We start from the raw sequence: 22,502 nt of genomic DNA on the forward strand, positions 1-22,502 counted from the left end.
GAACACGAGGGCCCGATCGCCTGTTGGAGATCACGCCCTAGAGCCATCCGGCAAGGCACCGACGGCCCCCAGGGACGATCGGACGACCTGATCCTCGGGAATCGCCAGAGCCTCCCCGGCGAGAATCATAGGCCCATCGGTCGAACCTTGCCGACAATCGAGCCGGGCGTCGGGATCGCCCCCGACGGACGGTCCCCGATCGCCCGACTCCCGATCGAGGTCGGGGCGATCAGTCCCGACCTCCCGGGGCCGACGGCAGCGGGAGCGAGAGGCTCGCCCCCGAGCCGAGGCCGCCCAGGCTCCACTGGCCGGGCAACGACTCTCGGGCCTCGATCCGGATGCCCGCCTCGTCGGACGAGACCGAATACACCGCCGTCCCGAGCGAGCGTCTCAAGGCGTCCGGCGAGGGGATCAGGGACGGCGCCAGTCGAATCGTCGTCGGCGCCGCCTGCCCGCCCGGCGTCCCCGGGCCGCCCGGCGATCCCGGCCCGCCCGGCGACCCCGGATAGCCCGGCCCGCCCGGCTGCCCCTGGAAGCCGCTCGCCCCGGGGGGAGGAGACGACCCGCCCGAACCGGGGAATCCCGGGGCGGCGGCGCCATATTCGGCCGAATCACCCGGGAACCCGCTCGAACCCGGGGGGCCGCCGGGCCCCGAGGCCGCCCCTCCGCGTTGCATGCCAGCCCCGGGCCCCGCCGGGAAACCGCCTGCCCCCGCCGCCCCCGGATTCGGGGCCGAACCGGCGTTCGAGGCCGCGAGGATCGACGCATTCAGGGCCGCCGGCAGCCCGGCGATCGCGGCCGGGAGCGACTGCCTCGGGTCGTTCACCACCAGCATCGTCATGTTGCCGGGCAGTTCCCCCGCCAGATCCGCCGGGGGCGACCAGCGGTCGGACCCGTCCCCTTGCTCCAGTTCTCGGCACTGGCGGGCGGCCACCGGGTTCGACGCGACGATCAGGTACTTCTGGCCCAGGGTGATCGTCGGCTGGTACCCGGTCAGGCCGTAGAGCCCGTCCGGGAGCCGCAGCGAATAGGTCCGGGGTTGCGCCAACGTCATCGAGAACTTGGGAGGCTCGGGCGGATCTTCCTGGCGGCGATCCCCCCCGGACTGGCCGGGAAGCCCCCCGCCCTGTCGGCCCGACTGGCCTGCTCCGGGAGGGAACCCGCCGGGGGCCTCGGCCCCGCCCGCGTCCTCGGCGGGGGGCGGCGGCAGCAGGGCGGCGAGCTGCTCATTCATCGCCAGGATCATCCCGTCGAGCGTGCTGCTGAACCCGGCCGGATCCTTCAACTCGATCGCCACGACGAACTGGGGGAGCCCCAGGCCGCCGAGCGCGTTCATGATCCCCGCCAGCGGATTGCCCGACGCCGGCTCCGACGCCGGCTTCGGCAGGGTATACACGGCCAGCTTCGGGCCCAGGGCCGCCAGCACCTCGTCCCGGAATTCGAGACGCCCCCGCGAGCGGACCGACTCCTCGAACGATTCGAGCGGCCCGGCCAGCGGGGGGGCCGACTGGCCGGCGAAAGCCTTCAGCGCGTCATAGAGCCCGGCCGGATCGACCGAGAGGATGGTCAGATTGTCCACGTCCCGGGGGATCGGCGGCAGGTCGCTCATCGCGATGCCCGGCTGGTCGAACATGGCCATGATCCCCTCCCGGGGCGACGGGGCGTCCAGCCCCAGGATCGTCAGCGAATCCTCGCCGTCGAATCCCCAGCGCAGGTCGACCCGAGACAGGCCGGTCTCCGCCGCCATCGCCCGCTCGGCCTCGCCCGCCCCGGGGCGATCGAGCCGCATCGAGCCGATGGCCAGCGGCCGGAATCCGTCCTCGGGGGCCAGCAACTGCTGACGGATCGGGTCGTTCTCGGCCGTCGGGGCGGTCCCGTCCAGCACCGCGATCACCCGGTCGGCCGACTCCGTGTTGTTGATCACGAAGACGAGGTCGTCCCCCTCGATCCACCAGGCCCACTCGCTCACCCCTTCCATGCCGAACGGGGGGGTGTCCATCACGACGACCTGGCGATTCCCGGCCCTGCCCTCCACCTGCGGCCGCGCCCCTTCGGCCGCGATCGTGCCGATCAGCTTGCCGAAGACCGGCCGGACCTCGCGATGGGCCGCCCCCCGGAGCACCAGGATCGCCTCACCCGCCGCGCGTTGCTCGTCGATCGGCGAGGCGATCACCAGGCCGTGCCTCGCCAGGTGTTCCAGCACCGCCACCACTTCCGGGCCGGTCATCACCCCCGCCGGGGCGTCGGGTGCCGCCTCGATGAACTGGGCGATCACCTCCCGAAGCATCGCGCCGAGGCTCGTGTCATTGAGCAGGGCATACGCCGACGAGCCTCGCCAGGCCTCCGGGGCCGCGTTCAGGCCGTTGAATTCCAGGAAGGCGCCGAACGAGTCCTCGGGGATGTACCGGGCCAGCGGCGTCGTGTCCACCGGAACCGCGTCCAGATCGACCGGCGCCTCCCGGGTCGACGAGCCCGAGCCCGATCCCTCGGCCCCGGCCCCCGGCTGGCCCGGCAATCCCGGCTGCCCCGGCAATCCCGGCTGGCCGCCGTAGGCCCCGGAGGAACCGGGAGGCCCATAGGCCCCCTGGCCGGCCGCCTGGCCGCCGGCAGGCCCCCCGGCACCGGCCGCGGGGGGGGATCCTCGTTGGAACGCCGCCGCCGGATTGGGCGGGCCCTGGGCATCGGCTTCGCTGGGCGAGCCCGCGATCGCGAGCATCGCGGCGAACCAAAGGGCGAGGGCAGGTGCTCGGCTCGGGTCGACGCGCACGGGACCGTCCTTTCGTCGTGATCGACTCCGGGGGCTGACACACCGGGCCGAGCCGCCTCGGCGGCCCCGGCCCGTCGTGATGGGATCAGATACGATCGATCGTATCCGTCCCGGCGCGGCCGCGCCAACAACCGGGCGAGTGGCCACGTTCACGCAACGACGCATGACCCGCACGGCCCTCCCGCTCTGTTCCCCGTCCCCGAACCACCCACGCCAAGCCGATCGCCCCGGCCGAGCCGGCCCGTCCCCCGCCCCCGGCTCGGCGTACCGCCTCGCCCCGTGGCCCGGTCCGCGGGCCCCCGGGACCACCCGAGACGCCTCCCGGGAGGGTGGACGCACGCAATCGGCCCGGCGATCGCCGCATGACCCGAGGCCCGACGTCCTGACCGATTGACACCGACTCGGCCCGGCCCATACCCTTCCTGAACAGGACCTTTGTGTGTCTCGCCGATGCCCCGTCGAAGCTGGGAGCCTCCCCGAACCGTGTCGAAAAAGAAAAAGGTCCGCGTCGCCTTCCGCAAGAATCGCCAGACCCGCACCCGGTCCAACGACCTGACCCGCCGCTTCGAGGGGGGAGAGGTCCGGGGCGCCGACCCTGTCTCCGCCGAGCGCGTGCGCGCGAAGGGGGACCTCTCCCGGCACCGGACCGTCATGCAAGAGGTCGACGACCAGGGCCCCGAGACCGCCCCCGGCGACGACCCGATGGCCGCGATGGCCGTCGACCTCTCCGAATGCCTCTCGGGCCGCGTGCTCCGGGTGCATGGCCTGGAGTCGGTCGTCCAGGCGCAGGACGGCCGACGCTACCGGTGCGGCGTCCGACGGGTCCTGAAGAACCTGGCGATCGACGGCCGCAACGTGGTCGCCGTCGGCGACCGCGTCTGGTTCCGGCCCAGCGGCGAGGACCAGGGGGTGATCGAGAAGGTCGAGCCGCGGTTCGGCACCGTCACGCGAGGCTATCGGCACCGGGAGCACGTCATCGTCTCCAACGTCGATCAGCTCCTCATCGTCTCCGCCTTCGCCGAGCCCGAGCTGAAGCTCCCCCTGATCGACCGCTACCTCATCTCGGCCGAGAAGGGCGAGGTCCGGCCGATCATCGTCCTGAACAAGGCCGACCTGGTCAATCTGGCCGACTACCAGTGGGTCTTCGGGCTCTACGCGCAGCTCGGTTACGAGGTCATCCCCTGCTCGGCCAGCAGCGGCCTCGGGATCGATCGCCTCCGAGACGTCCTCGGGCAGGGGACCACCGCCCTCTCCGGCCAGAGCGGCGTCGGCAAGAGCTCGCTCCTGAACGTCGTCCAGCCCGGGCTCAACCTGAAGGTCGGCGAGGTCTCAAACTGGACCCGCAAGGGGAAACACACCACCACCTACGCCGAACTCCTCCGACTGGAGCGAGGCGGCTACGTCGTCGACACCCCCGGCCTCCGCCAGTTCGAGCTCTGGGACGTCGAGCCCTGGGAACTCGAACAGTATTTCATCGAGTTCCGCGCCTACATCCCCCACTGCAAGTTCCCCGATTGCTCCCACATCCACGAATCCGACTGCGCCGTCAAGGACGCCCTCGCACGCGACCAGATCTACGAATGCCGCTACGAAAGCTATCTCAAGCTCTACCACCAGCAACCCATCGAGGGCGAATAACCCCCCCGCCCCTCGACGGATGGTTCCCCCTCCCCCGACCCAGCCCTGTCGGGTGCTGTCACCTGGAGTGCTGCTTCCCGTCCCTGTTTCCGCGTTTAGGGTAGCCCCGATCGCTCGCCAACCGGGGCGGCACGGCCGCGAGAGGCCACGGGGGCCGCACCGAGGTCTCCCATCGCTTCAGCGCCCCGTCGTCGAGCCACCGGCGCCGCCCACGACTACCGATCCAACCGCTCCTCTCGCCGCCCCACGGCTGCATCCGCGCCCGTCGAGGCCATCATCGGGATCTCGACCGCCTCCTGATCCGCCTTCGGCACGAACTCATACACATAATAATTGGTCTCGAAATCCGGGGCGCCCGGGTCCCAGCCCCGAACCTTGTATTCCTCGCGATCCCGCAGCACGAACGACCGTTCCATCTCGTCCAGCCAGGTCTGGAAGACCGGCGACCCGTCGGGACGCTCGTAGAAGAACACGATCTTCAGCGGGTTCTCCTCGGTGATCGCCTCCGAGCGGAGCGGGCGATCCTCCCGATGCCGCTTCGAGTACATCTCCCGGTAGCAGAGGAAGTAATCGCTCCAGGCCCCGTTCCAGTGCCTCGGGTCGGTCACGATCCCCAGGTCATCCCGGGCGCAGGCCAGTTCCGCCTCGTGGTCCAGGTTCTCCCAGAACCACTTCGCGAACTCCCGGGCCTGGAGGTCGCGCCGCAACTTATACGGATGCACCACCGTGAAGACCACGAACACCGCGGCCAGCGCCACGCAACCCCCCAGCGCCGCCCGGGTCAACCGCCTCCGACGCTCCGGCCGTGCGATCAGGCCCAGCAGCGTCGTCAGGCCCTGCCCGGCCAGCAGGCACGCGGCGGGCATGAAGAACTGCATCGTCCGGGGCTTCTCGCCGTACGGGTACGCACGGAAGACCGAGGCGACCAGGCACAGGGCCAGCGGGGCGAAGCAGAGCACCACCAGCTCCCGATGCCCCCGCTTCCAGAGCACCCACGCCCCCACCCCCACGAAGAGCGCCGTCAAGACGCTCCCGCCGTAAGGCGCCCCCACCGGATACGCGAACAGCATCCCCGTATGCGTCTCCAGCAGCCAGCCGACCAGCCGGAGCGGCTCGGTGATCGGCGGGAACGCCCCGTCCCAGTACTGGTCCAGGTACTCGCGCACCATCGGCCTGATCCGGTACATCGGCGTCAAGACCGCGAACAGCGCCGCCGGGGCGATCGCCAGCGTCAGGAACGCCGCCGTCGTGCCCCGCGTCCCGTTCTTCCAGACGGCCGGGGCCAGGGCCAGGCACGCCCCGCCGATCGCGAAGACCGAGGGGAACGACGCCGGCACCGCCAGGACGCTCGCCGCCGCCAAGGCCCAGAGCCATCCCGACCGGTCCGGCCGGTCCAGCCACCGCAGCGCCAGGCCCATCAACCCCAGCGCGATCAGCGCGTCGCTCGCATACGGCTTCACCTCCGACGCGAACCCGAGCGGCCACCACGAGACGCCGAAGATCGCCACGGCGAACAGCAACGCCGATCCCGACAGCAGCCGCCCCGCCACCATCCGGAACAGCAGCACGCTCGCCAGGCCGCAGGCGATCGGGACCAGCCGGAGCGTCCAGGTCGTGAACCCGAGCAGTCGAATCACCGCCGCCTGGAGCATCAGGAACCCGACCGGCGCCGTCTGCGCGTAGCGGAGCGGCCCGAAGAAACTCCCGTCGCCCCGCGCCAGGTCGATCAGATTCGCCGCCAGCCGCGACTCGTCGCACCAGAGCGGGAAATCGGCGAGATACCGGAACAGCCGCAGGCCCAGCCCCAGCACCAGGAACCCCACGGTCGCCTTGCGGACAAGCTCGCGATTGCCCAGCACCTCGGCCGCCGGCTCCGCCCGCAACGCGTCCCGAGTCTCCCGGTCCGTCGTTGCCCCCGCCGCGTGATCAGATTCGTTGTGTCGCATCATCGGTCACAGTGTGATCTGCAGGATCAGGAACGAAAATACGACCCGATCGATCAGTGACGCGCCCGCTCAACCGCCCGTCCGAACGCCCTTCATCCGTCGACCGACCCGACCGTCTCGACACGACCTTCCCGCCCGGGGCCGGACCCCTCCGACGCCCCGACGCATCACGGCCGCTCCCCCTCCCTCGGTCTCTCCCCGGCGATCGGGGAGGGGATGTTCTCCCCATCCCACCCTCGGCCCGGCCTGTCCCCTGCCGACCCGCCCCGCCCGCGCCCCTCTCCTCCGCGCGTCCCCCGCTGCCTCCCCACGAGCCGATCGGGTTCCCTCCGATTGCTCCCTGGTTCGACCTGCGACATCGGGCGACTTCATCCGGTTCGACACGCCCCCAGCCCCTCCCCCGATCCGTCTCTCCCCTCCCTCACAATGCGCTCAATTCCTTCTCCCTGACCGGAGCACCGCTCACACCCTCGGCCCCGGCTCGCCCGAAAGGTTCACCAATCCTTCCCCATCTGTCCAGTTCAATTCCAACCCCCACCGACCGCCCCCACCAACCCTCCCATCCCCCCCAACCTCCCGCCTCGATCACGCCCCATCGCCCCCCCCTCCTCCGATCCTTCTCCTGTGAGGAGGTGGCTCCGTCCCCCGATCCGGATTTGTAGGGTGATGTCGAGTCCTCGAAGACGCCCCCCCGATTCATCCTATTGCTAGCACTCGGGGTCGCGCCCCTACGAGAGACCTCGCTCGCGTGCAAACCCCTCGATCCCCCGATCGCATCCCCCCCAACGGAAAAACCCACCCCTCTCCCCAGAAAAAAGTCACTACAACACCCGATTTTCACGATGGTAACGATTGGAGAATCACGCCCGATCCCCTGGCCGTTCCCCCCCTTTGAACCTGCATGCACCTGGAGAATCCGCACCCCATGGACGCCCCCAACCCGAACCGCCGCGCCGAGGCCAACCGCCTCAATGCCCGGAAATCCACGGGCCCGAAGACCGTCGAGGGGAAGGCCCGGTCGCGTCGCAACGCGCTCCGCCACGGCCTCGCCGCCGAGGTCCTCGTCCCCGACGCCGATCGGACCGCCGTGGCCGCCGCCATCGCCGAGTGGAATGAGGAAGTCTGGCCCGAGAACGTCGCCGAGCGGGCCGTCGTCCGCCGCATGGCCGTCGCCGACGTCCGCCTCCGGCGATGCGAGCAGGCGACCGAGCAGAACCTCGACACCATCGCCCGATCGGCCGTCGATCGCTGGCGGCTCCGCAAGCAGAACGCCGCCCGCAAGCGGGCCTGCAACCTCAAGACCGACCCCCTCAACACCCTGCTCGACCTGGAAGACTCCGCCTTCGGCTGCGAGTGGCTCATCCGCCGCTGGACGGCCCTCGAACGGCCGCTCGAACAGGGAATCGGCTGGTCCGACGACGACCGCGACGCCGCCATGCGCCTGATCGGCTTCTTCCCGGTCGCCCCCGGTCCCGACGGTTCCCCCGAGGCCCGCCGGATGTGGCGGCTCGGCCGCCTCGCCTCGAACCTGGAGGTCGACCCCGCCGAACCCGGCGAACCCAGCACCCCGAGCGAGGCCCGGCTTGCCCTCCGCGCCTTGATCGCCGACCGCCTCGATCAGCTCGAACGGCGCGCCACCGCCTCATGGGACGCGATCGAAGGCCCCGAGCATGACGCCGTCATCGCCCGCAGCCTCTCCGGCGACGAAGGCCCCGAGGCCCAGCTCCGCCAACGCTACGACCGCGACGCCCAGAACGGCCTGCTCCGCTGCATGACCATGCTCATCCGCATCCGCAAGCGCCGCGACGAGCTGGCCGAGCACCACCGCAAGCAGGCCCGCGACCAGCAGATCGAACGGATCAACGTCGGCGGCGGCTGGTGGCGCACCAAGGACGCCAACGCCTGCCCCCCCGGCTTCCAGCCGATCAACCGCTTCGTCCCGGACTCCCACCCGGCCCCGACGGCCGACCCGTCCCCCGCCACCCCGGCCGAGCCGATCGAATCCGCCCCGCAATCCTTGGCACCCGAACCGCCCACTCGCGCACGGAACGAAGCCAATCCCACGGACTCCGAACCGAAACAGCCTTCACTCAATCCTTTTCCTCACAAGAGGTTACACCAAGACTCCTCGAATCCCCCCCGACGCCGTCCCGAGCGCTCCCGCCCCGACGTCCGACCCCTTCCCGATCGCCTCGGCCATCCGGGAACCGGCTGATTTGCCCCCCGTTTCGGGTCGGATCCCCGGACGACAACCTCTTCGAGATCCCGCCCTCACCCGCCGTCCGCCCCGTCCGGCACGAGGAGCACCATCTCCTCGATCCGGAACCGGCTCGGCTGGTTGTCGGGCTGGATCCGGAAGCTGTCGATCGGCTCGGCGATCCAGACCACCATCTCGCGGTCGGGGCCGACCGGGAGCGTCCACTGCTGGTACTGCTGGCCCTCCGTGAATCCGTCCTGATTCGACCGCTTCCACTGGAGCTTGAACCGCGCCGAGGTCGCCGGGCCGTTGTCCAGGTCGTACCGGATCCGGACCCCCGCCACCAGCGTCCGCTCGGGCAAGTCGAACGTGATCCAGGGATCGACCCCGGTCGCCTCGATCGTCCTCGATCCCGAGTCCCAACGCGCCAGGCTCAGCCGATCGGGCGCCCCGACCGGCACTTCTCGGAAGTCTGGGTTGGGCCTCGCCCCGCGAAAGACCCCCGTTTGGGCCTCGACCAGCAAGGGCAAGCCCCGACCCAGGTCATCATGTGATGAGTGCAGGAACCCCGTGTGCCGCGCCGCGATCGCGAACGGCGGCAGGCCCAGCCGCAGGTCGCCCACCACTCCCTCGGAATCGACCCTCCGCTGCCTCCCTTGCTCCAGGCCGATCTCCGTGTTCGGCCAGAGCAAGATCAGACTCCCTGAGAACACGAACATGTACACCAATCGCCCCGAGACCCTCGGCCCGAACCGCGCCCAGGCCAGGCCCGCCAGGCACGGAATCTGAGCGGCCAGGGTGACGTACCGCGGTTCCAGGCCCCCGCGATCGTTCGTCCCCGACCGTCCCCACGCCAGGCTCGCCGCCAGCATGCCGAACCCGGCCAGCACCGCGAGCATCCCGAGCGCCCTCGCCCGCTCGTCCGGTCTCCGCCAGGCCGTCAGCCCCAGCAAGCCCGCCGAGGCGACCGCCAGGCCCAGCGCCACCATCCCTCCGACCCGCCAGGCATCCCCCGCGATCGGCCCGAACCCGATGGCCAGGAACTGCAGGCCCGTCCGCACGACCGCCCCGATCCCCGGCGACCGGTCGATCTGCGGCGGCCGCTCGTACCCGATGAAATATCCGACCGTCACCACCAGCCCCGGCACCGCCGCCGCGATCGCCGTCCAGCCCCCCGCCCTGCCCGACCGCAATCGAGCGACTCCCAGCCCGATCAACCAGACCACCAGCGGAGGCACCATTACCAGCCCGCTCGCCGCGCAGAGCGGCAAGAGGACCAGGATCGCCCCCAGGCCGATCACCGTCCCCGATCCCACCGATCCCGACCGCCCCGCAAACAGGGCCCCCGCCCCGACCGCCAGCAAGGTCGACAGCCCGAAGGCGATCTGCCAGCTCCAGAGCAGGTTGCTATAGTGCCCCCAGTTCAAGAGCAGGATCGGGAACAATGCATCACCATAACTCCATCGCCCCCGGGCCGACCGCAACGCCACCATCAAGGCCGCGGCCAGGCTCGCCAGGCAGGCGACCACCGCCACCATGCCCGCCCGGAAGTCATCCCCCGAAAGCCGGTACACCCCGAGCAAGACCAGCCTCGGCAACGGCACCCGATGCTCGAAGTGCTGCGACCAGAGGTAGCCCGGCGTCACCTCCTGCTCCCCCACCAGCGCCGGGATGATCGCGAAGTCATCGTAGAACGGCACGACCGGCCCGAATCGGACGACGAAGCCGACCGCCGCGGCCGTCATCGCCAGCCAGACGCCCCAGGCGAACCAACCGGCCCCCGGCTCGGACTCAAGCTCAGGCCCCGACTCGGCCAGCACTCCGCGACGCTCGGCACCCTCGGTCATCGGTCAGCGAACCCCCACGGCCTGCGCCTCGGCGAGCATCGCCAGGGCCTCTTGCTTGGTCGATTCGGCCGCCGAGTCCCCCCGGAGCATCGCCGCGAGTTCCTCGATCCGGTCGTGCTCGACCAGCTCCTCGATCGTCGTCCGCGTCCGCCCGCGGGCCGTCTGCTTGCGGATGACCCACTGATGCGTCGCATAACTGGCCATCTGGGGCAAGTGGGTGACGCAGATGACCTGATGATGGCCCGCCAATGCGGCCAGCTTCTTCCCGAGCACCGCGCCGAGCCGCCCACCGACCCCCGTGTCGATCTCGTCGAAGACCAGGGTCGGCACCCGATCGACGCCGGCCAGGACCGTCTTGATCGCCAGCGTCAGGCGAGACAGCTCGCCCCCCGACGCGATCTTCCGGAGCGGCCTCGGCGGCTCCCCCGGGTTCGGGGCGAAGCGGATCTCGACCCGATCGGCCCCCCCCTCCGGCGGGGCCGAGGCCGTCGGGTCGTCCCCCATCGGCATCGCCTCGACCTGCACCCGGAGCTTCGCCTGCCCGAGACTGAGGTCCTTCAAATGCCCCTGCACCGCCTTGCCGAACGCCTGGCTCGTCTTGCGTCTGGCCTCCGTCAGCTCCTCGGCGGCCTCGCGGAGCGCGGCCCAGGCCTCGGCCAGGGGGGCATCCAGGTGTTGCAGGTCGGCCTCGTCCCGCTCGATCCCGGCGAGCTGATCCTCGACCTCCTCCCACCGCGCGGCCAGGCCGTCCGGCTCGCACCGGAACCGCTGGCTGAGCTTCCGGTACAGGGCCAATCGCGCTTCGAGTTGTTCGAGCCGACCGGGGTTGTCCCCCGTCTCGTCGGCCAGGTCGCGGAGCATGTAGGCGACCTCCCTCGCCTCGTCGGCCAGCCGGCCGAGCGTCGCGGCCGCCTCCCCCAGCTCGGGGACCGCCTCTCCCAACGGTTCGAGCCGCCGGGCCACCTTGCCGAGCATCGCCTGGGCCGACCGATCGGCGTCGTAGAGCAAGGAGTATCCCTCGGCCGCAGCCTCCCGGATCGACTCGGCCCCGGCCAATCGTCGGGCCTCTCGGCACAGGTCGTCGTACTCGCCGGCCTTCGGCTCGGCCGCGGCCAGCTCGTCGCGTTCGAACTCCAGCAGCTCCCGCTCGCGTCGCCTCCGGTCGGCCGCCTCGATCAGGGCCAGGCGACGCTTCCGGATCGACTCGTGCGACGATCGGGCCTCCTGATAGGCGGCCAAGACCCGCTCCAGGCCCCCATAAGCATCGAGCAGGCTCCGCTGGCGATCGGGGTCGAGCAGGGTCTGCGTCTCGTGCTGCCCGTGCACGTCGATCAGGCGGGGGCCGAGCCTCTTCAGGGTCGCCACCGGGACCGGCAGGCCATTGGCATGGGCCGAGCTCCGGCCGTTCGACCCGATCCGACGGGTCACGATCAACTGGTCGTCGTCGATCGGGCCGCCGAGGATCGCCTCGACCTCCTGCCTCAGCTCGACGTCGCCCGACAGGTCGAAGACGGCGGCCGCGCGGGCCTCGTCCTTGCCGTCTCGGACCAGCTCGGCCGAGGCCTTGCCGCCGAGGACCAGGCCCAGGGCCGTCAGCAGGAGGCTCTTGCCCGCGCCGGTCTCGCCGGTCCAGGCACAGTAACCTTCCCGCAAATCGACCCGGGCGTCTTCAATCAAGGCCAGATTCTGGACCGACAGTTCTCGGAGCACGGCGAGCGACCTCCGGTTGTCCTCACCGCCGATCGCGTCCCGGTGCGTCCGGGCCGATCAGCGCAACCCCAGGTTCCGGGCGTGGAAATCCACCGCCTCCTGGACGTGGGCATCCCAGTATGCCCAGTCATGAGCACCGGGGAATTCCTCATACTCGTGCGGAATCTGCAACTCATTCAGATGTTCATGGAAGGCTCGGTTCTGATCGAGCAGGAAGTCCTCCGTGCCGCAGTCGACCCGGAGCTTCGGCATCAGGCCGTGGTCGATCTGCTCGACCAGGGCGAACGGGTCGTCCGATCCTCCCGCCGGCTCCGGCCCGAAGATCCGGCCGAACTCGGGGCTGAGGGCCCGGCCCTCGCCGATCCCATGAACGAACCCAAGCGCCCCGGAATGGGAATTCACGCTCGCGAAGCGGTCGTGATGCTTCACCCCGAGCTTGACCGCGCCATAGCCCCCCATCGAGAGGCCGCCGACGGCCCGGCCCGACCGCTCGGCCTTCACCGGGAACGTGCGGTCGATCAACTCGACCAGCTCCAGGAAGTCGTCCTCATAGGCCATCCCCTCGGCGGCGTTGGTGTACCAGCCGCGGCCGCCGTCGGGCATGACGACGGCCATCGGCAGGCCGGAGACATAGCGCTCGATGCTCGTGCGACGCATCCAGATCGTATGATCATCCGACAGGCCGTGCAGCAGGTAGAAGACCGACCACGGGCGGTCGACCCCCGGGTCGTCGGGGAAGACGATGTTGAAGGCCGACGCCTTGCGCAGGGCCCGGCTGAAGTACTGGATCGTGGCGAACGCCATCCGGTCGGCCTCCGTGGGCGGCCGGGATCGCAGCGGGTGCGACCGGGCCTACTTGACTCTCGAACCCGGCAGGCACTCGGGATCGGCCGGGGTCAGCAGCACGACCTTATCGCCCGAGCTGGCCGCGAGCAACATGCCGTTGGAGGCTTCGCCCCGCAGCATGGCCGGCTCCAGGTTGTTGACCACCACGATCAGGCGGCCGACCAGGTCGTCCGGGGCGTAGTGCTGCTTGATCCCCGCGACAATCTGCTTCTGTTCGTCGCCCAGGTCGACCTGCAGGAGCAGGAGCTTGTCGGCGTTCGGGTGGGGGCGGGCCTCCAGCACCTTGGCGATGCGGAGGTCGAGCTTGGAGAAGTCGTCGTAAGTGATCGGATCGGCCATCGTCGACTCGATTGGCTGCGCCTCGGCGGTCAAGGCGAGGCGGACCGCCGGCATGTTCGGCACCTCGGTCGGGGCACGACACCCGCGCCCCTCGTCGAGCATCCTATCGCCCCATTCATCGGCTCGTCAAGGCGTCAGTCTGAACTTGCGTTCACAATTCGCCCGGGTCACCCGGCAGGGCCCATCGTGGGTCGGGCCGAGGCAATCCTGGCGGTTGACGGACGGAGAACGACCGGGCCGCAGGGACAACCGTTCGCACCGATCACGCTTGCCCGATCAGCGCGGAGAGACGAAACGAAGGAGGCCGCGCCCCAGGTCCCGGATGACGGCCCAGGCGATCACGAAGGGGGTGCTGGGGCGAGTCAGGATCGTCGGCAAGTTCCGCTCGAAGAGGAAATGGCCGGCGAACATGAAAGCATATCCGCCGAGGAACAGGCCGAGCGACCAGAGCGGCTTGAAGGGGAGCAGCAGCACGGCCGCTGCGACCATCGGCCAGCCCACCCCCACGTGCAGGACGTGGTTGACCGGATGGGAATGGTCGCGGCGGTACTTCTCGATCAGGCGGGCCATGCGGGGGGAACCGGACACCGAGGGCATGAACGATGGCATCAGCGAGCACTCCTTGCGCACTCTTGGCCGGGTGGGTCGGGAATCGGTGCCGGCGGATCCTCGGGTCGAGGGGCGGCCCGCAACGGGCTTACCGTATCGTCTGGCGAGCCGCGATCCAAGGTCAGTCTCCCCGGGCGTGCGAGGACGACGCGGACCGGGGCGAGGGGGCCGGCCCCGAGCCAGCGCCGGGGCCTGCTCGGTCGGTCAATCGCCCGAGGCCTCCTCCGGGGCCGCGAGGATCGGCAGCGATTCGGGATCCAGCCCTTCGCGGACTTTGGGATCGTCGTAGCGGTCGAGCTTCGGGTGGGCGACCATCGGCCATCGCTTCGAGAAATCCCAGTGCGGGTCGTTATCGCTGTCGTGGCAGCGGATGCAGAGGGACTGCTCGGCCTCCTCGCGGGTCAGGACCATCTGGGAACGGTACTCCCAGTTCATCGGGTCGGTGACGTGGAGCGATCCGGGGCCGTGGCAGTTCTCGCACTGCTGGTTCTTCAGGTGGGGCGTGGTCGCGGCGTTGACGAAGCCGGACTCATATTCGAATCCGGTCGAGTGGCAACTGACGCATTCGGCATCCATCGTCCGGTCGCCGCGGTGCCCCGACTCGATCGCCGGCCAGGCATAGGCATGCTTGGTCCCCGACCACTTCTGATAGGTGTTCGGGTGACAGTTCTTGCACGTCTCGGCGCCAACGAACCGGGCACCCGAGGGGTGGGGGCGGCGCGGGTAGTCCTCGACGACGTTGTTCTGGGCCAGGCGGGTCAGGTACTCGTCGCCGAGCAGCGAACGGATCGGCTCGACGTCGTCGTAGCGGGAATCGAGCCGCATGCGACGGTAGCGCGGCCGGTCGGGGGTGGCCGCGAAGAGGTCGACCAGCCCGACCTGCTGGCCCTTCTTGCCGACCAGGACCAGGGTCGTGGTCCCCTCGTGGAACCGCTCGGGACGGGCGGGAGCAAGCTCGTATTCGGACTTGCCGACGACGATCTCAAGCTCGGGGAAAGCCTCGGCGAGCGACCGGGCCAGGTCGCTCGGCCCCTGGACCATGAGGATCTGGAGATCGGTTTCCGAGGCGAGGGCGGGGAGGGAACGCCGGATCGACTCCGCCGGGTCGAGGACGCTTTGCAGGTAGAAGTCCTGCTCCGGATCGGCCAGCGCGGTGATGGCCTTCGGGTCGACGACGGCGAGGATGCCGAGCGAGAGGCCCCCGGCCTCGACCCGGATCGACGCGCGGAAGGTCTCCTCGAGCCCCTCGGCGGGCTGGATGTTGGTGGCCAGCAAGGGAGGGGCGTCGGGGACGTTGAGGTACTGGCCGAGGAACTCTCCCATGCCGATTTCCAGGTCGTCGGGGCTGAGCGCGAGGGCCTGGTAGCCGAGCCGGGCGAGGGCTTCGAGCCCGATCCCCTGCTTGATCCGGATCTGGTCGGGGCCGGCGCGGGAGCCGGCCGGGTCGGCGATGATGCTCCCCAGGTCGATCGGGACGAGGTCACGCCCCTGTTCGCGGAGCTGGTTCATCAGGTCGGCCCGCCGTCCCAGGCCGCCGGTCTGGCCGTCGGTGCAGCCGCAGGGTTCGAGATACCCGTTCTGCTGGCCGGAGACGAGCAGGACGGCGTCGGCCTGACGGTCGTCGTTTTCGAACTCCTCGGCCAGGTCGTCGTCGGTGCCGGGGTCGCCGGGAGCCGGCGTGATGTCGGGGGCCTCTGGGGCCTTGTTCGAGGAGCAGCCGACGTAGGCCAGGATGGCAACCCCGATCAGGACCGAGGCCACCGCCCTCCAGGGCTTCGGACTGTCAGTCATCGATTCCTAACGCTCCGTCTGGGTACGTCGGCTGCGAGGAGAACGATGCCCTTCGTCCCGAAGGGCAGATCGCGAGCGGCTCGATTCCCCTCGGCCGAACCGGCGCCTGGCCAGGCCGGGGAGAACGCTTGCGGGCAGGACCGAGGCACGTTACCCGCCCCGGACCAGGACCTCGACGGGGACCTTCACTTCCTCGGCCTGCGGGTGATCGGTTTCCAGGATCAGGACACCCTTGTGGATCCCGGTCTTGGCCCCCTGGGGGACGCTGACCTGCAGGCGGTACTGGCGGAACTGCTCCGACGCATTGACCTCGGAGACCGGTTCGACGGTCCCCTCGACGATGCCCTGGAGGGAGTCGGGGACCTGGACGGTGAAGTTGGTCGTGTCGTGGTTGCGGACGTTGAGCATGACCGTGACGGTCCGGCCTTTCGTCCGGTCGACCCCCGGCAGGTACAGCCGCTCGGGCATCGCGGCGATGGGGCCGACGATCTGACCGCTGACCGGGACCTCGACCACGGGCCGGATCGGGTGGTCGGTCTTGAGCGTGATGAGGTCCGAGAACCGCCCGAGCGGCAGGCCGGGCTTGAGCGTGACCGTGAGCAGGTGGCCGGCGGTGACCCTGGGCAATTCCTCGTCGTGATTGTGGTCGGAGGGGGGGCTCCCCGGGCCGTGGGAGTGGCCGACGACCGCCTCGAGCCGGGCCTGGTTGAAGGCGTCCAGCTCCTCGTCGGTCAGGGGGCGGACCTCGGCCACGACGAGGTCGGGGCGCGAGCTGACGGGGTTCGACTCGATGCCCAGCTCGGGGGAGGTGGGGGAGAAGATGTAGGCCGAGAGGGAGCGTTCCTCGTCGCTCGGGGCCGCGGGGAAGTCGAGCCGGGAGGGGTCGACCACAACGGCCGGCGTGATGACGCCCTTGACCATGAAGCTCACGGCCGGGTGATGTTCATAATCGTTGGTGGAGAAGCGAGCATAGGTGCTGAACTCGCCGATCTTGTCCCGGGTCTCCCAGGCGACGGTCAGCTCGGCCTGCTCGCCCGGCTCGATCTCGAGGGTGCCGCCTTCGGTGAGCGATTCCTGCTCCTCCCCGACCGTCACGCCGGTGCAGGTGCACGGCTTCTCGATGAAGCGGAGCTGGAGCGTGCCCTCCCCCTCGTTCCGGAGGGTCCAGGTGCGGGTGCCCCGGTCCTGTTCGCTCATCAACCCGAAGTCATGTGTCGTCTCGTCATCGAAGACCAGCGAGGGGGGAGGCCCGGAGTCTTCCTCGAATCGCGAGGAAGGGACCGGCCCGGCCACGTCGGCCGGCAGGTAGCTGACAGCCAGGGGGATGGCCGCCGCCACGACAACAATCAGCACGGCCAGGATGATCCAGCGGATCATGATGGAGCAGCTCCGTGGCGAGGAGAGGAAGAAGCGGGGATGGGAGGACGATTCGAACGCGACCGGGCCCGAGGACGTGCGTGCGACAGGTCGCGACTCGCAACGGCCGGCCGGCCCGCCCGGGACGGGCCATTTCTCGGCATTATTGTAGAGGCCGGCTCGGAGGGGGGTCAAGCAGAGGGATTCATCTCCTGATCCACGAGAGATTTTCTCGGAAGTGGAGGAGGAACGGATTGACACGGGCAGGCAAAGCCGTTACTTCTTCAAATTGCCATCGTAGCGGACCCGCTCGCGGTGGCCACCGCGGGGAGTTTTCCCCGACTGGTCGGGAGGAACGTCGGATCGCGCTTTGCGATTGTCATGATCTCACATTTCTTCCGTCCCCGTGTCAGCGTGCGATCCGTGCCTGGCACACTCCGATTTCCCATCTCCGTTTGCGCTCGGTGGAGTGCCTGAGTCAGACCCAGGCGAACGTCATGGCGAAGCGACTCTACGTCGGCAACCTAGCCTACACGGTCAACGATGCGGACCTGCTCGCCCTGTTCGAGCAATATGGTGCGGTCCGCTCCGCGCAGGTTTTGAAAGACCGTGAAACCAACCGGAGCCGCGGGTTCGGCTTCGTTGAAATGGACAACGATGACGAGGCCGACAACGCGATCTCCGCGCTGGACGGTCAGGACCACTCCGGTCGTCGCCTGACGGTGAATGAGGCCCGACCTCGGACGCCCGGCGGCAACGGCGGCGGCGGTGGCGGCTACGGCCGTGGTGGCGGCGGCGGCGGCTACGGCGGTGGCGGCGGCGGCTACGGCGGCGGCTACGGCGGTGGCGGCGGCGGCTACGACCGCTACTGAGTCGAACCCCGGCCCCGGCGGGTGGGCTTCGGCACGTCGGATGAAGGGGGGGAGAGGCGTCTCTGGCGTCGTACCGCTCTCCCTTGCTCCGCGTCGGCGTCGGCCTGAACCTGCCCGGCTCGTACCCTTTTTTTCCCGGCCCCGTGGTTCCGCGGCGGCTCATCGCTCGATGATGGCAAACCCCAATTCTCGTCCCTCGATCGACCCCCTCCTGGACTTGCGAGGGCGGCTCGAAGCCGTGCTGGACCGCGACGTTCGTCCTGATCTCCGGGCCGATGGCGGCGATGTCGAAGTGGTCGGCATCGACCCGGATCGGATCGTCCAAATCCGACTCTCGGGAGCGTGCCAGGGCTGCTCGTCGGCCGCGATCGTCCTGGCCATGCAAATCGAGTCGGTCGTGAAGGCGCAGATCCCCGAGATCCGGTTCCTGGAACCGGTCCCCTGAGGTGCCTTCGTCTGAAGTCTGATCATGCTCTCGCGGATGAGCTTCTGTAGAATCGTGTCGAACGTGCGTCTCCAGGTGGCGGCGGCTCCATCGGATCGACGCCTTGCGGGTTGATCTGGTCGGTCGGTCGCGTTCCTGGACTTCTGACGATCGGACCCGGTGCTCATCCGTAATGACCAAGGTTTCGCAGCAATCCCGGGACGTGCCACCCGTCGCCGAGCCTCCCTGGCTCCGGCCGAGGGCCTTGTACGTCCACATTCCGTTCTGCGCGCACAAGTGCGGCTATTGCGACTTCGCGTCGATCGCCGGGGCCGATGACCTGGCCGATCGGTATCTCGATGCGCTCGATCGGGAGATGCGCCGCGCGCTGAAGGGCGACCGCCCGCAGGTCGACACCATCTTCCTCGGCGGAGGCACGCCGACCCGACTTGATGCCCGGCAACTGGATCGGCTGCTGGCCCGGCTTCGCGAGCTGGTGGACTTGACCCCCGAGGGTGAGTGGACCGTCGAGGCCAATCCCGGCACCCTGGACGAGGAGAAGGTCCGGGTCCTGGCCGCGGGGGGGGTGAACCGGGTGAGCCTGGGGGCGCAGTCGTTCCAGCCGAGTGCCTTGAAGGCCCTGGAGCGCAACCACGACCCGGACGACGTGCCCCGGGCGGTCGACCTGATCCGTCGGCGGTTCGATCGCTGGTCGCTCGACCTGATCTTCGGGGCGCCGGGGACGACCCTCGGGCAGTGGAGTGCGGACCTGGACCGCGCGATCGGGTTGGAGCCCTCGCACCTCTCCTGCTACGGCCTGGTGTACGAGAAGGGGACGTCGCTCTGGAAGCAGTGGAACGCGGGAGCGGTGCAGGCCGTCGATGAGGAGGTCGAGCACGACATGTACGCCCTGACCATCGATCGGCTGGTCGATGCGGGGCTCCGGCATTACGAGATCTCCAACTTCGCCCGGCCGGGGCACGAGTCGCGGCATAACCTCGTTTACTGGGCCAACGACGCCTATTACGGGTTCGGACTCGGGGCGACCCGGTATGTCGATGGGGTCAGGGCGTCGAATACGAGGGATCTGCTGGCCTACTTGCGGCGGATCGAGCGCGGCGAGGAGGCGACCGGCCCGACCGAGCGGCTTGAGCCGGAGGAGCGCGGGCGGGAGACGGCGGTCCTGATGCTCCGGAGGCTCGAGCTGGGGATTGATCGCGAGGATTTCCGTCGGCGGTGCGGCCTCGATCTCGACGACCTGTGCGGCGAGTCGCTCGCCCGATCGGTCGCCCGGGGGTGGCTGATCGACGACGGCCGCCGCCTGAAACTCTCCAGGAGCGGCCTGTTCCTGGCTGATACAGTCATGAGCGACCTGCTCTGACGCGCCCGGAAGCGCTCGTTCGTGTCCCAGGGAGGGGACGTTGCGATGACTCGGATCGCCGCCGCCATTGCCCTGCTTGCCTGGCTTCCCGGCTGTGCCGGCCTGGCGGGCCACCGGGAACCGCTGGAGGGCCGGGTCGTGCCCTGTCCCTGCGACCTCGACGGTCTGGCTTTCATTCCGGCAGGGCACCCCCGGGCGATCATCTCCCGAGACTCCGATTTGTCGACCGCCCGGTATCACCCCGGCGCCTTCGTCACCTACCGGGTGTTCGACCCGGACACCGACCCGAAAGCGGGCAACCAGTGTTCGTTCGACCGCGACGGCCGGCTGATCCCCGCCGGGCCGGCCGCGGGGACGCCGGACTTCATCTCTCCCGAGCGGAGCGTGCTGGGCCATTTCGTCGTGGATGTGCTGCCGTTCCATCGGCTCGGGTGGATGGAGTATCATCGGAGGGGATGGGCGCCGATTGCCCTCGCCCCGTGCGAGTGATCGGCCCGAAGGGGGGGCGAATCGTCGGAAACGCCGCCCTGCCCTTGCGTTCCCTTCGAGAAGCTTCGCGATGCTCACCGGCAACCTCGTTCGCGTCCGGGTGTCGAAGAACCGGGTGATCCCGCAGTACCTGGACCGCGACAACAGCTACTGGCTGGAGGTGGCCGAGAGCCTCTTGCTGATCTTCCGGGAAGGGGTCGGCATGACCCGGGGGGAGATCGCCGCCGAGATCGAGGCGGTGATCGGCAAGGGGATGGCGTCCCTCGTCCATCAAGGGTTGGCGAAGGTCCTCGAAGATCGCGCCGAGTTCGAGGTTGTGGCCGACGTGCCTCCCGACCTGCTCCGCGAGAAGGTCTTCACCGCCGCGGCCGAGCAGCGCAAGCAGCTCGCCCACTCCTCGAAGCCGGGGCTGCGCGACCCGTTCCGACGCGACGAGGTGCTGGAACAGGTCGGCCAGGACATGGGGATCTCGGCCGATCAGATCGTCGCGGGGATGTTCGCCGACCTGAAGGACGAGAACCGTCTGTTGACGTTCGACGACCTGACGGCCCTCGGCCTGATCGATCGCTACAACGTGGCCCTGGCGCAGGCGGTCTTGCTGCGATCGGTCCATCTGGAAGCCAACGTGCGCGGAGAAAAGCCGGCGCGGTATCGCCAACTGTTCCGCTTCCTGAAATTCCATCGCCTGCTCTATCAGGTGAAGGGGACGATGGCCGCCGGGTACACCTTTTACCTGGACGGGCCGTTGAGCCTGTTCATGGCGACGAACCGTTACGGCCTGCAGATGGCCCTGTTCCTGCCGGCCCTGCTGCGGTGCTCGGACTTCCGGGTCGATGCCGAGCTGCGCTGGGGGCCGAAGCGGCAGCCGAGGACGTTCCACCTGGAGGCCTCGGATGGGCTCGTCTCGCACTACCAGGAGACGGGCCAGTACGTCCCGAGCGAGATTCAGGCGTTCCTGGATCGCTTCCGCCAGCTCGCCCCCGACTGGGACGTGACCGAGACGACCGACCTGATCGACCTGGGTCGTGACGGCGTCTGGGTCCCCGATTACAAGTTCGTGCACGTGCCGACGGGGACGGACGTGATTGTCGAGATCCTCGGTTTCTGGAAGCGGTCTGCGCTCGATCGGTTGCTCCGGGTCTTGCCGCATCAGGGGCCCCCGCGCTACGTCCTGGCCATCTCCGACTCGATGAAGGTTGATGAAGGAGCGGCCAAGGATCTGGAGGGGCCGGTCCTGCGTTTCAAGGAAATTCCGAACGCCCGGGAGATGCTCAGCTTGCTCAAGGGGTTTCTGCCCGGTGCGGGGCAACGCTCGCTAATCGAGTAAAAAAAGGGATGGGGATGAAACTGGCCTGGGCGACGGATATCCACCTGAATTTCGTGTCGGAAGCGGAGGCGGGGCGATTTTGCGAGGCGGTGGCGCGATCGGGGGCCGACCGCCTGCTGATCACGGGGGACATCGCCGAGTCGCACGACCTGGGCCCGTTCCTCGGGTTCCTGGCCGACCGGCTGGCTCGGCCGATCGACTTCGTGCTGGGCAATCACGACTTCTATGGCGGCCGGATCGCGGACGTCAGGGGGGCGATGGCCGAGACCACCCGGACGATCCCGACGCTGAACTGGCTGCCCGAGGCGGGGGTGATCGACCTCGGATCGGGGGTGGCGCTGATCGGCCACGACGGCTGGGGAGACGGCCGCTTCGGCGACTACGCCCGCTCGACGATCCGGCTGAACGACTACCGCCTGATCGGCGACCTGGCCGGGCTCGATCACGCCGATCGGGGCCAGGTGCTCCGACGCCTCGGCGAGGAGGCGGCCGAGCACCTGGGCCGGCTCTTACCCAAAGCTTTGGAACGGTTCGAGACGGTCGTGGTGGCCACGCATGTCCCCCCGTTCCGGGAGGCCTGTGTGTTCAAGGGGAGGATGGCCAACGACGAATGGATGCCGCATTTCAGTTGCGCGGCGGTGGGCAAGGCGATCGAGCCGATCATGAGACGCCACCCCGACCGGCGGCTCCTGGTGCTGTGCGGACATGTCCACTCCGCCGGCATCGCCCGGATCCTGCCCAATCTGGTGGTGATCACCGGGGCGGCCGAGTATCGGCGGCCGGAAGTGCGGCGGGTCTTCCACCTGCCGGGCGACCTGGATGCCCTCTTCCGCGACGGGGCGGACGCCGCAATTCGGCCCGATTGAGCGGGGCGGCTCGTGGGCGTGCGTCATCGAGCGTGGGTGGCCGATCGACACCCCGACGCATCAGGTTCAGTGGAGTCGATTCAACACAAATCCGATG

General features: G+C 69.3%; 17 protein-coding genes. 8 read left to right on the forward strand and 9 right to left on the reverse strand.

Annotated elements, in window-relative coordinates; translation table 11 throughout:
• Positions 1-229: 229 nt before the first annotated feature.
• Positions 230-2,767, reverse strand: a complete 2,538-nt coding sequence (locus AB1L88_RS06905) for a hypothetical protein (RefSeq protein ID WP_367095911.1) — start codon at positions 2,765-2,767, stop codon at positions 230-232.
• Between the two features lie 483 nt (positions 2,768-3,250).
• Here AB1L88_RS06905 and rsgA point away from each other — a divergent pair, with 483 nt between their 5' ends.
• Positions 3,251-4,405, forward strand: a complete 1,155-nt coding sequence (gene rsgA, locus AB1L88_RS06910) for a ribosome small subunit-dependent GTPase A (RefSeq protein ID WP_367095912.1) — start codon at positions 3,251-3,253, stop codon at positions 4,403-4,405.
• A gap of 215 nt (positions 4,406-4,620) precedes the next feature.
• Here rsgA and AB1L88_RS06915 read toward each other — a convergent pair whose 3' ends face one another.
• Entirely contained in the window at positions 4,621-6,288 is a 1,668-nt protein-coding gene (locus AB1L88_RS06915) for a hypothetical protein (RefSeq protein WP_367095913.1), read from the reverse strand.
• A 988-nt stretch (positions 6,289-7,276) separates the two neighbouring features.
• On the opposite strand from AB1L88_RS06915, the gene AB1L88_RS06920 reads away from it, so the two are divergent.
• Positions 7,277-8,566, forward strand: a complete 1,290-nt coding sequence (locus tag AB1L88_RS06920; protein WP_367095914.1) for a hypothetical protein — start codon at positions 7,277-7,279, stop codon at positions 8,564-8,566.
• Positions 8,567-8,622: 56 nt separating this feature from the next.
• Here the strand turns inward: AB1L88_RS06920 and AB1L88_RS06925 are convergent, their stop codons facing one another.
• From AB1L88_RS06925 to AB1L88_RS06955, 7 genes are all read right to left on the reverse strand, one after another.
• The gene (locus AB1L88_RS06925; RefSeq protein WP_367095915.1) at positions 8,623-10,395 is read right to left on the reverse strand and encodes a hypothetical protein; all 1,773 of its coding nucleotides are present in this window, start codon (positions 10,393-10,395) and stop codon (positions 8,623-8,625) included.
• Positions 10,396-10,398: 3 nt separating this feature from the next.
• The gene (recN, locus tag AB1L88_RS06930; protein ID WP_367095916.1) at positions 10,399-12,105 is read right to left on the reverse strand and encodes a DNA repair protein RecN; all 1,707 of its coding nucleotides are present in this window, start codon (positions 12,103-12,105) and stop codon (positions 10,399-10,401) included.
• Between the two features lie 57 nt (positions 12,106-12,162).
• The gene (locus AB1L88_RS06935) at positions 12,163-12,909 is read right to left on the reverse strand and encodes an alpha/beta hydrolase family protein (RefSeq protein ID WP_367095917.1); all 747 of its coding nucleotides are present in this window, start codon (positions 12,907-12,909) and stop codon (positions 12,163-12,165) included.
• Positions 12,910-12,957: 48 nt separating this feature from the next.
• Positions 12,958-13,344: a methionine--tRNA ligase subunit beta gene (gene metG, locus AB1L88_RS06940; protein ID WP_367095918.1), complete on the reverse strand. Its 387-nt coding sequence runs from the start codon at positions 13,342-13,344 to the stop codon at positions 12,958-12,960.
• A gap of 222 nt (positions 13,345-13,566) precedes the next feature.
• Positions 13,567-13,899, reverse strand: a complete 333-nt coding sequence (locus AB1L88_RS06945; RefSeq protein ID WP_367095919.1) for a DUF962 domain-containing protein — start codon at positions 13,897-13,899, stop codon at positions 13,567-13,569.
• Positions 13,900-14,103: 204 nt separating this feature from the next.
• The gene (locus AB1L88_RS06950; protein ID WP_367095920.1) at positions 14,104-15,690 is read right to left on the reverse strand and encodes a multiheme c-type cytochrome; all 1,587 of its coding nucleotides are present in this window, start codon (positions 15,688-15,690) and stop codon (positions 14,104-14,106) included.
• A 150-nt stretch (positions 15,691-15,840) separates the two neighbouring features.
• Positions 15,841-17,067, reverse strand: coding sequence for a DUF1573 domain-containing protein (locus AB1L88_RS06955; RefSeq protein WP_367095921.1), 1,227 nt, complete (start codon positions 17,065-17,067; stop codon positions 15,841-15,843).
• Between the two features lie 476 nt (positions 17,068-17,543).
• On the opposite strand from AB1L88_RS06955, the gene AB1L88_RS06960 reads away from it, so the two are divergent.
• The 6 genes from AB1L88_RS06960 (at position 17,544) to AB1L88_RS06985 (ending at position 22,405) form a co-directional block, all read left to right on the forward strand.
• Entirely contained in the window at positions 17,544-17,918 is a 375-nt protein-coding gene (locus AB1L88_RS06960; RefSeq protein WP_367095922.1) for an RNA-binding protein, read from the forward strand.
• Between the two features lie 169 nt (positions 17,919-18,087).
• Positions 18,088-18,363, forward strand: a complete 276-nt coding sequence (locus AB1L88_RS06965; protein WP_367095923.1) for a NifU family protein — start codon at positions 18,088-18,090, stop codon at positions 18,361-18,363.
• 172 nt (positions 18,364-18,535) lie between these two features.
• Complete coding sequence (gene hemW / locus AB1L88_RS06970) at positions 18,536-19,723, forward strand: radical SAM family heme chaperone HemW (protein ID WP_367095924.1); 1,188 nt, start codon at positions 18,536-18,538, stop codon at positions 19,721-19,723.
• 45 nt (positions 19,724-19,768) lie between these two features.
• A complete protein-coding gene (locus tag AB1L88_RS06975; protein WP_367095925.1) occupies positions 19,769-20,212 on the forward strand; it encodes a hypothetical protein in 444 nt (147 codons plus the stop codon).
• A 70-nt stretch (positions 20,213-20,282) separates the two neighbouring features.
• Complete coding sequence (locus AB1L88_RS06980; protein ID WP_367095926.1) at positions 20,283-21,539, forward strand: DUF790 family protein; 1,257 nt, start codon at positions 20,283-20,285, stop codon at positions 21,537-21,539.
• 14 nt (positions 21,540-21,553) lie between these two features.
• A complete protein-coding gene (locus AB1L88_RS06985) occupies positions 21,554-22,405 on the forward strand; it encodes a metallophosphoesterase (protein ID WP_367095927.1) in 852 nt (283 codons plus the stop codon).
• Positions 22,406-22,502 lie beyond the last annotated feature (97 nt).

This window comes from Tautonia sp. JC769 (genome assembly GCF_040717455.1).
In the GTDB taxonomy this organism is placed as follows: domain Bacteria; phylum Planctomycetota; class Planctomycetia; order Isosphaerales; family Isosphaeraceae; genus Tautonia.

Excerpts from the sequence above, each read along its gene's own strand:
- AB1L88_RS06920 (WP_367095914.1), top strand. The coding sequence starts at position 7,277 with ATGGACGCCCCCAACCCGAACCGCCGCGCCGAGGCCAACCGCCTCAAT.
- AB1L88_RS06925 (WP_367095915.1), bottom strand. The coding sequence starts at position 10,395 with ATGACCGAGGGTGCCGAGCGTCGCGGAGTGCTGGCCGAGTCGGGGCCT.
- AB1L88_RS06935 (WP_367095917.1), bottom strand. The coding sequence starts at position 12,909 with ATGGCGTTCGCCACGATCCAGTACTTCAGCCGGGCCCTGCGCAAGGCG.
- metG (WP_367095918.1), bottom strand. The coding sequence starts at position 13,344 with ATGCCGGCGGTCCGCCTCGCCTTGACCGCCGAGGCGCAGCCAATCGAG.
- AB1L88_RS06945 (WP_367095919.1), bottom strand. The coding sequence starts at position 13,899 with ATGCCATCGTTCATGCCCTCGGTGTCCGGTTCCCCCCGCATGGCCCGC.
- AB1L88_RS06950 (WP_367095920.1), bottom strand. The coding sequence starts at position 15,690 with ATGACTGACAGTCCGAAGCCCTGGAGGGCGGTGGCCTCGGTCCTGATC.
- AB1L88_RS06955 (WP_367095921.1), bottom strand. The coding sequence starts at position 17,067 with ATGATCCGCTGGATCATCCTGGCCGTGCTGATTGTTGTCGTGGCGGCG.
- AB1L88_RS06960 (WP_367095922.1), top strand. The coding sequence starts at position 17,544 with ATGGCGAAGCGACTCTACGTCGGCAACCTAGCCTACACGGTCAACGAT.
- AB1L88_RS06965 (WP_367095923.1), top strand. The coding sequence starts at position 18,088 with ATGATGGCAAACCCCAATTCTCGTCCCTCGATCGACCCCCTCCTGGAC.
- hemW (WP_367095924.1), top strand. The coding sequence starts at position 18,536 with ATGACCAAGGTTTCGCAGCAATCCCGGGACGTGCCACCCGTCGCCGAG.
- AB1L88_RS06975 (WP_367095925.1), top strand. The coding sequence starts at position 19,769 with ATGACTCGGATCGCCGCCGCCATTGCCCTGCTTGCCTGGCTTCCCGGC.
- AB1L88_RS06980 (WP_367095926.1), top strand. The coding sequence starts at position 20,283 with ATGCTCACCGGCAACCTCGTTCGCGTCCGGGTGTCGAAGAACCGGGTG.
- AB1L88_RS06985 (WP_367095927.1), top strand. The coding sequence starts at position 21,554 with ATGAAACTGGCCTGGGCGACGGATATCCACCTGAATTTCGTGTCGGAA.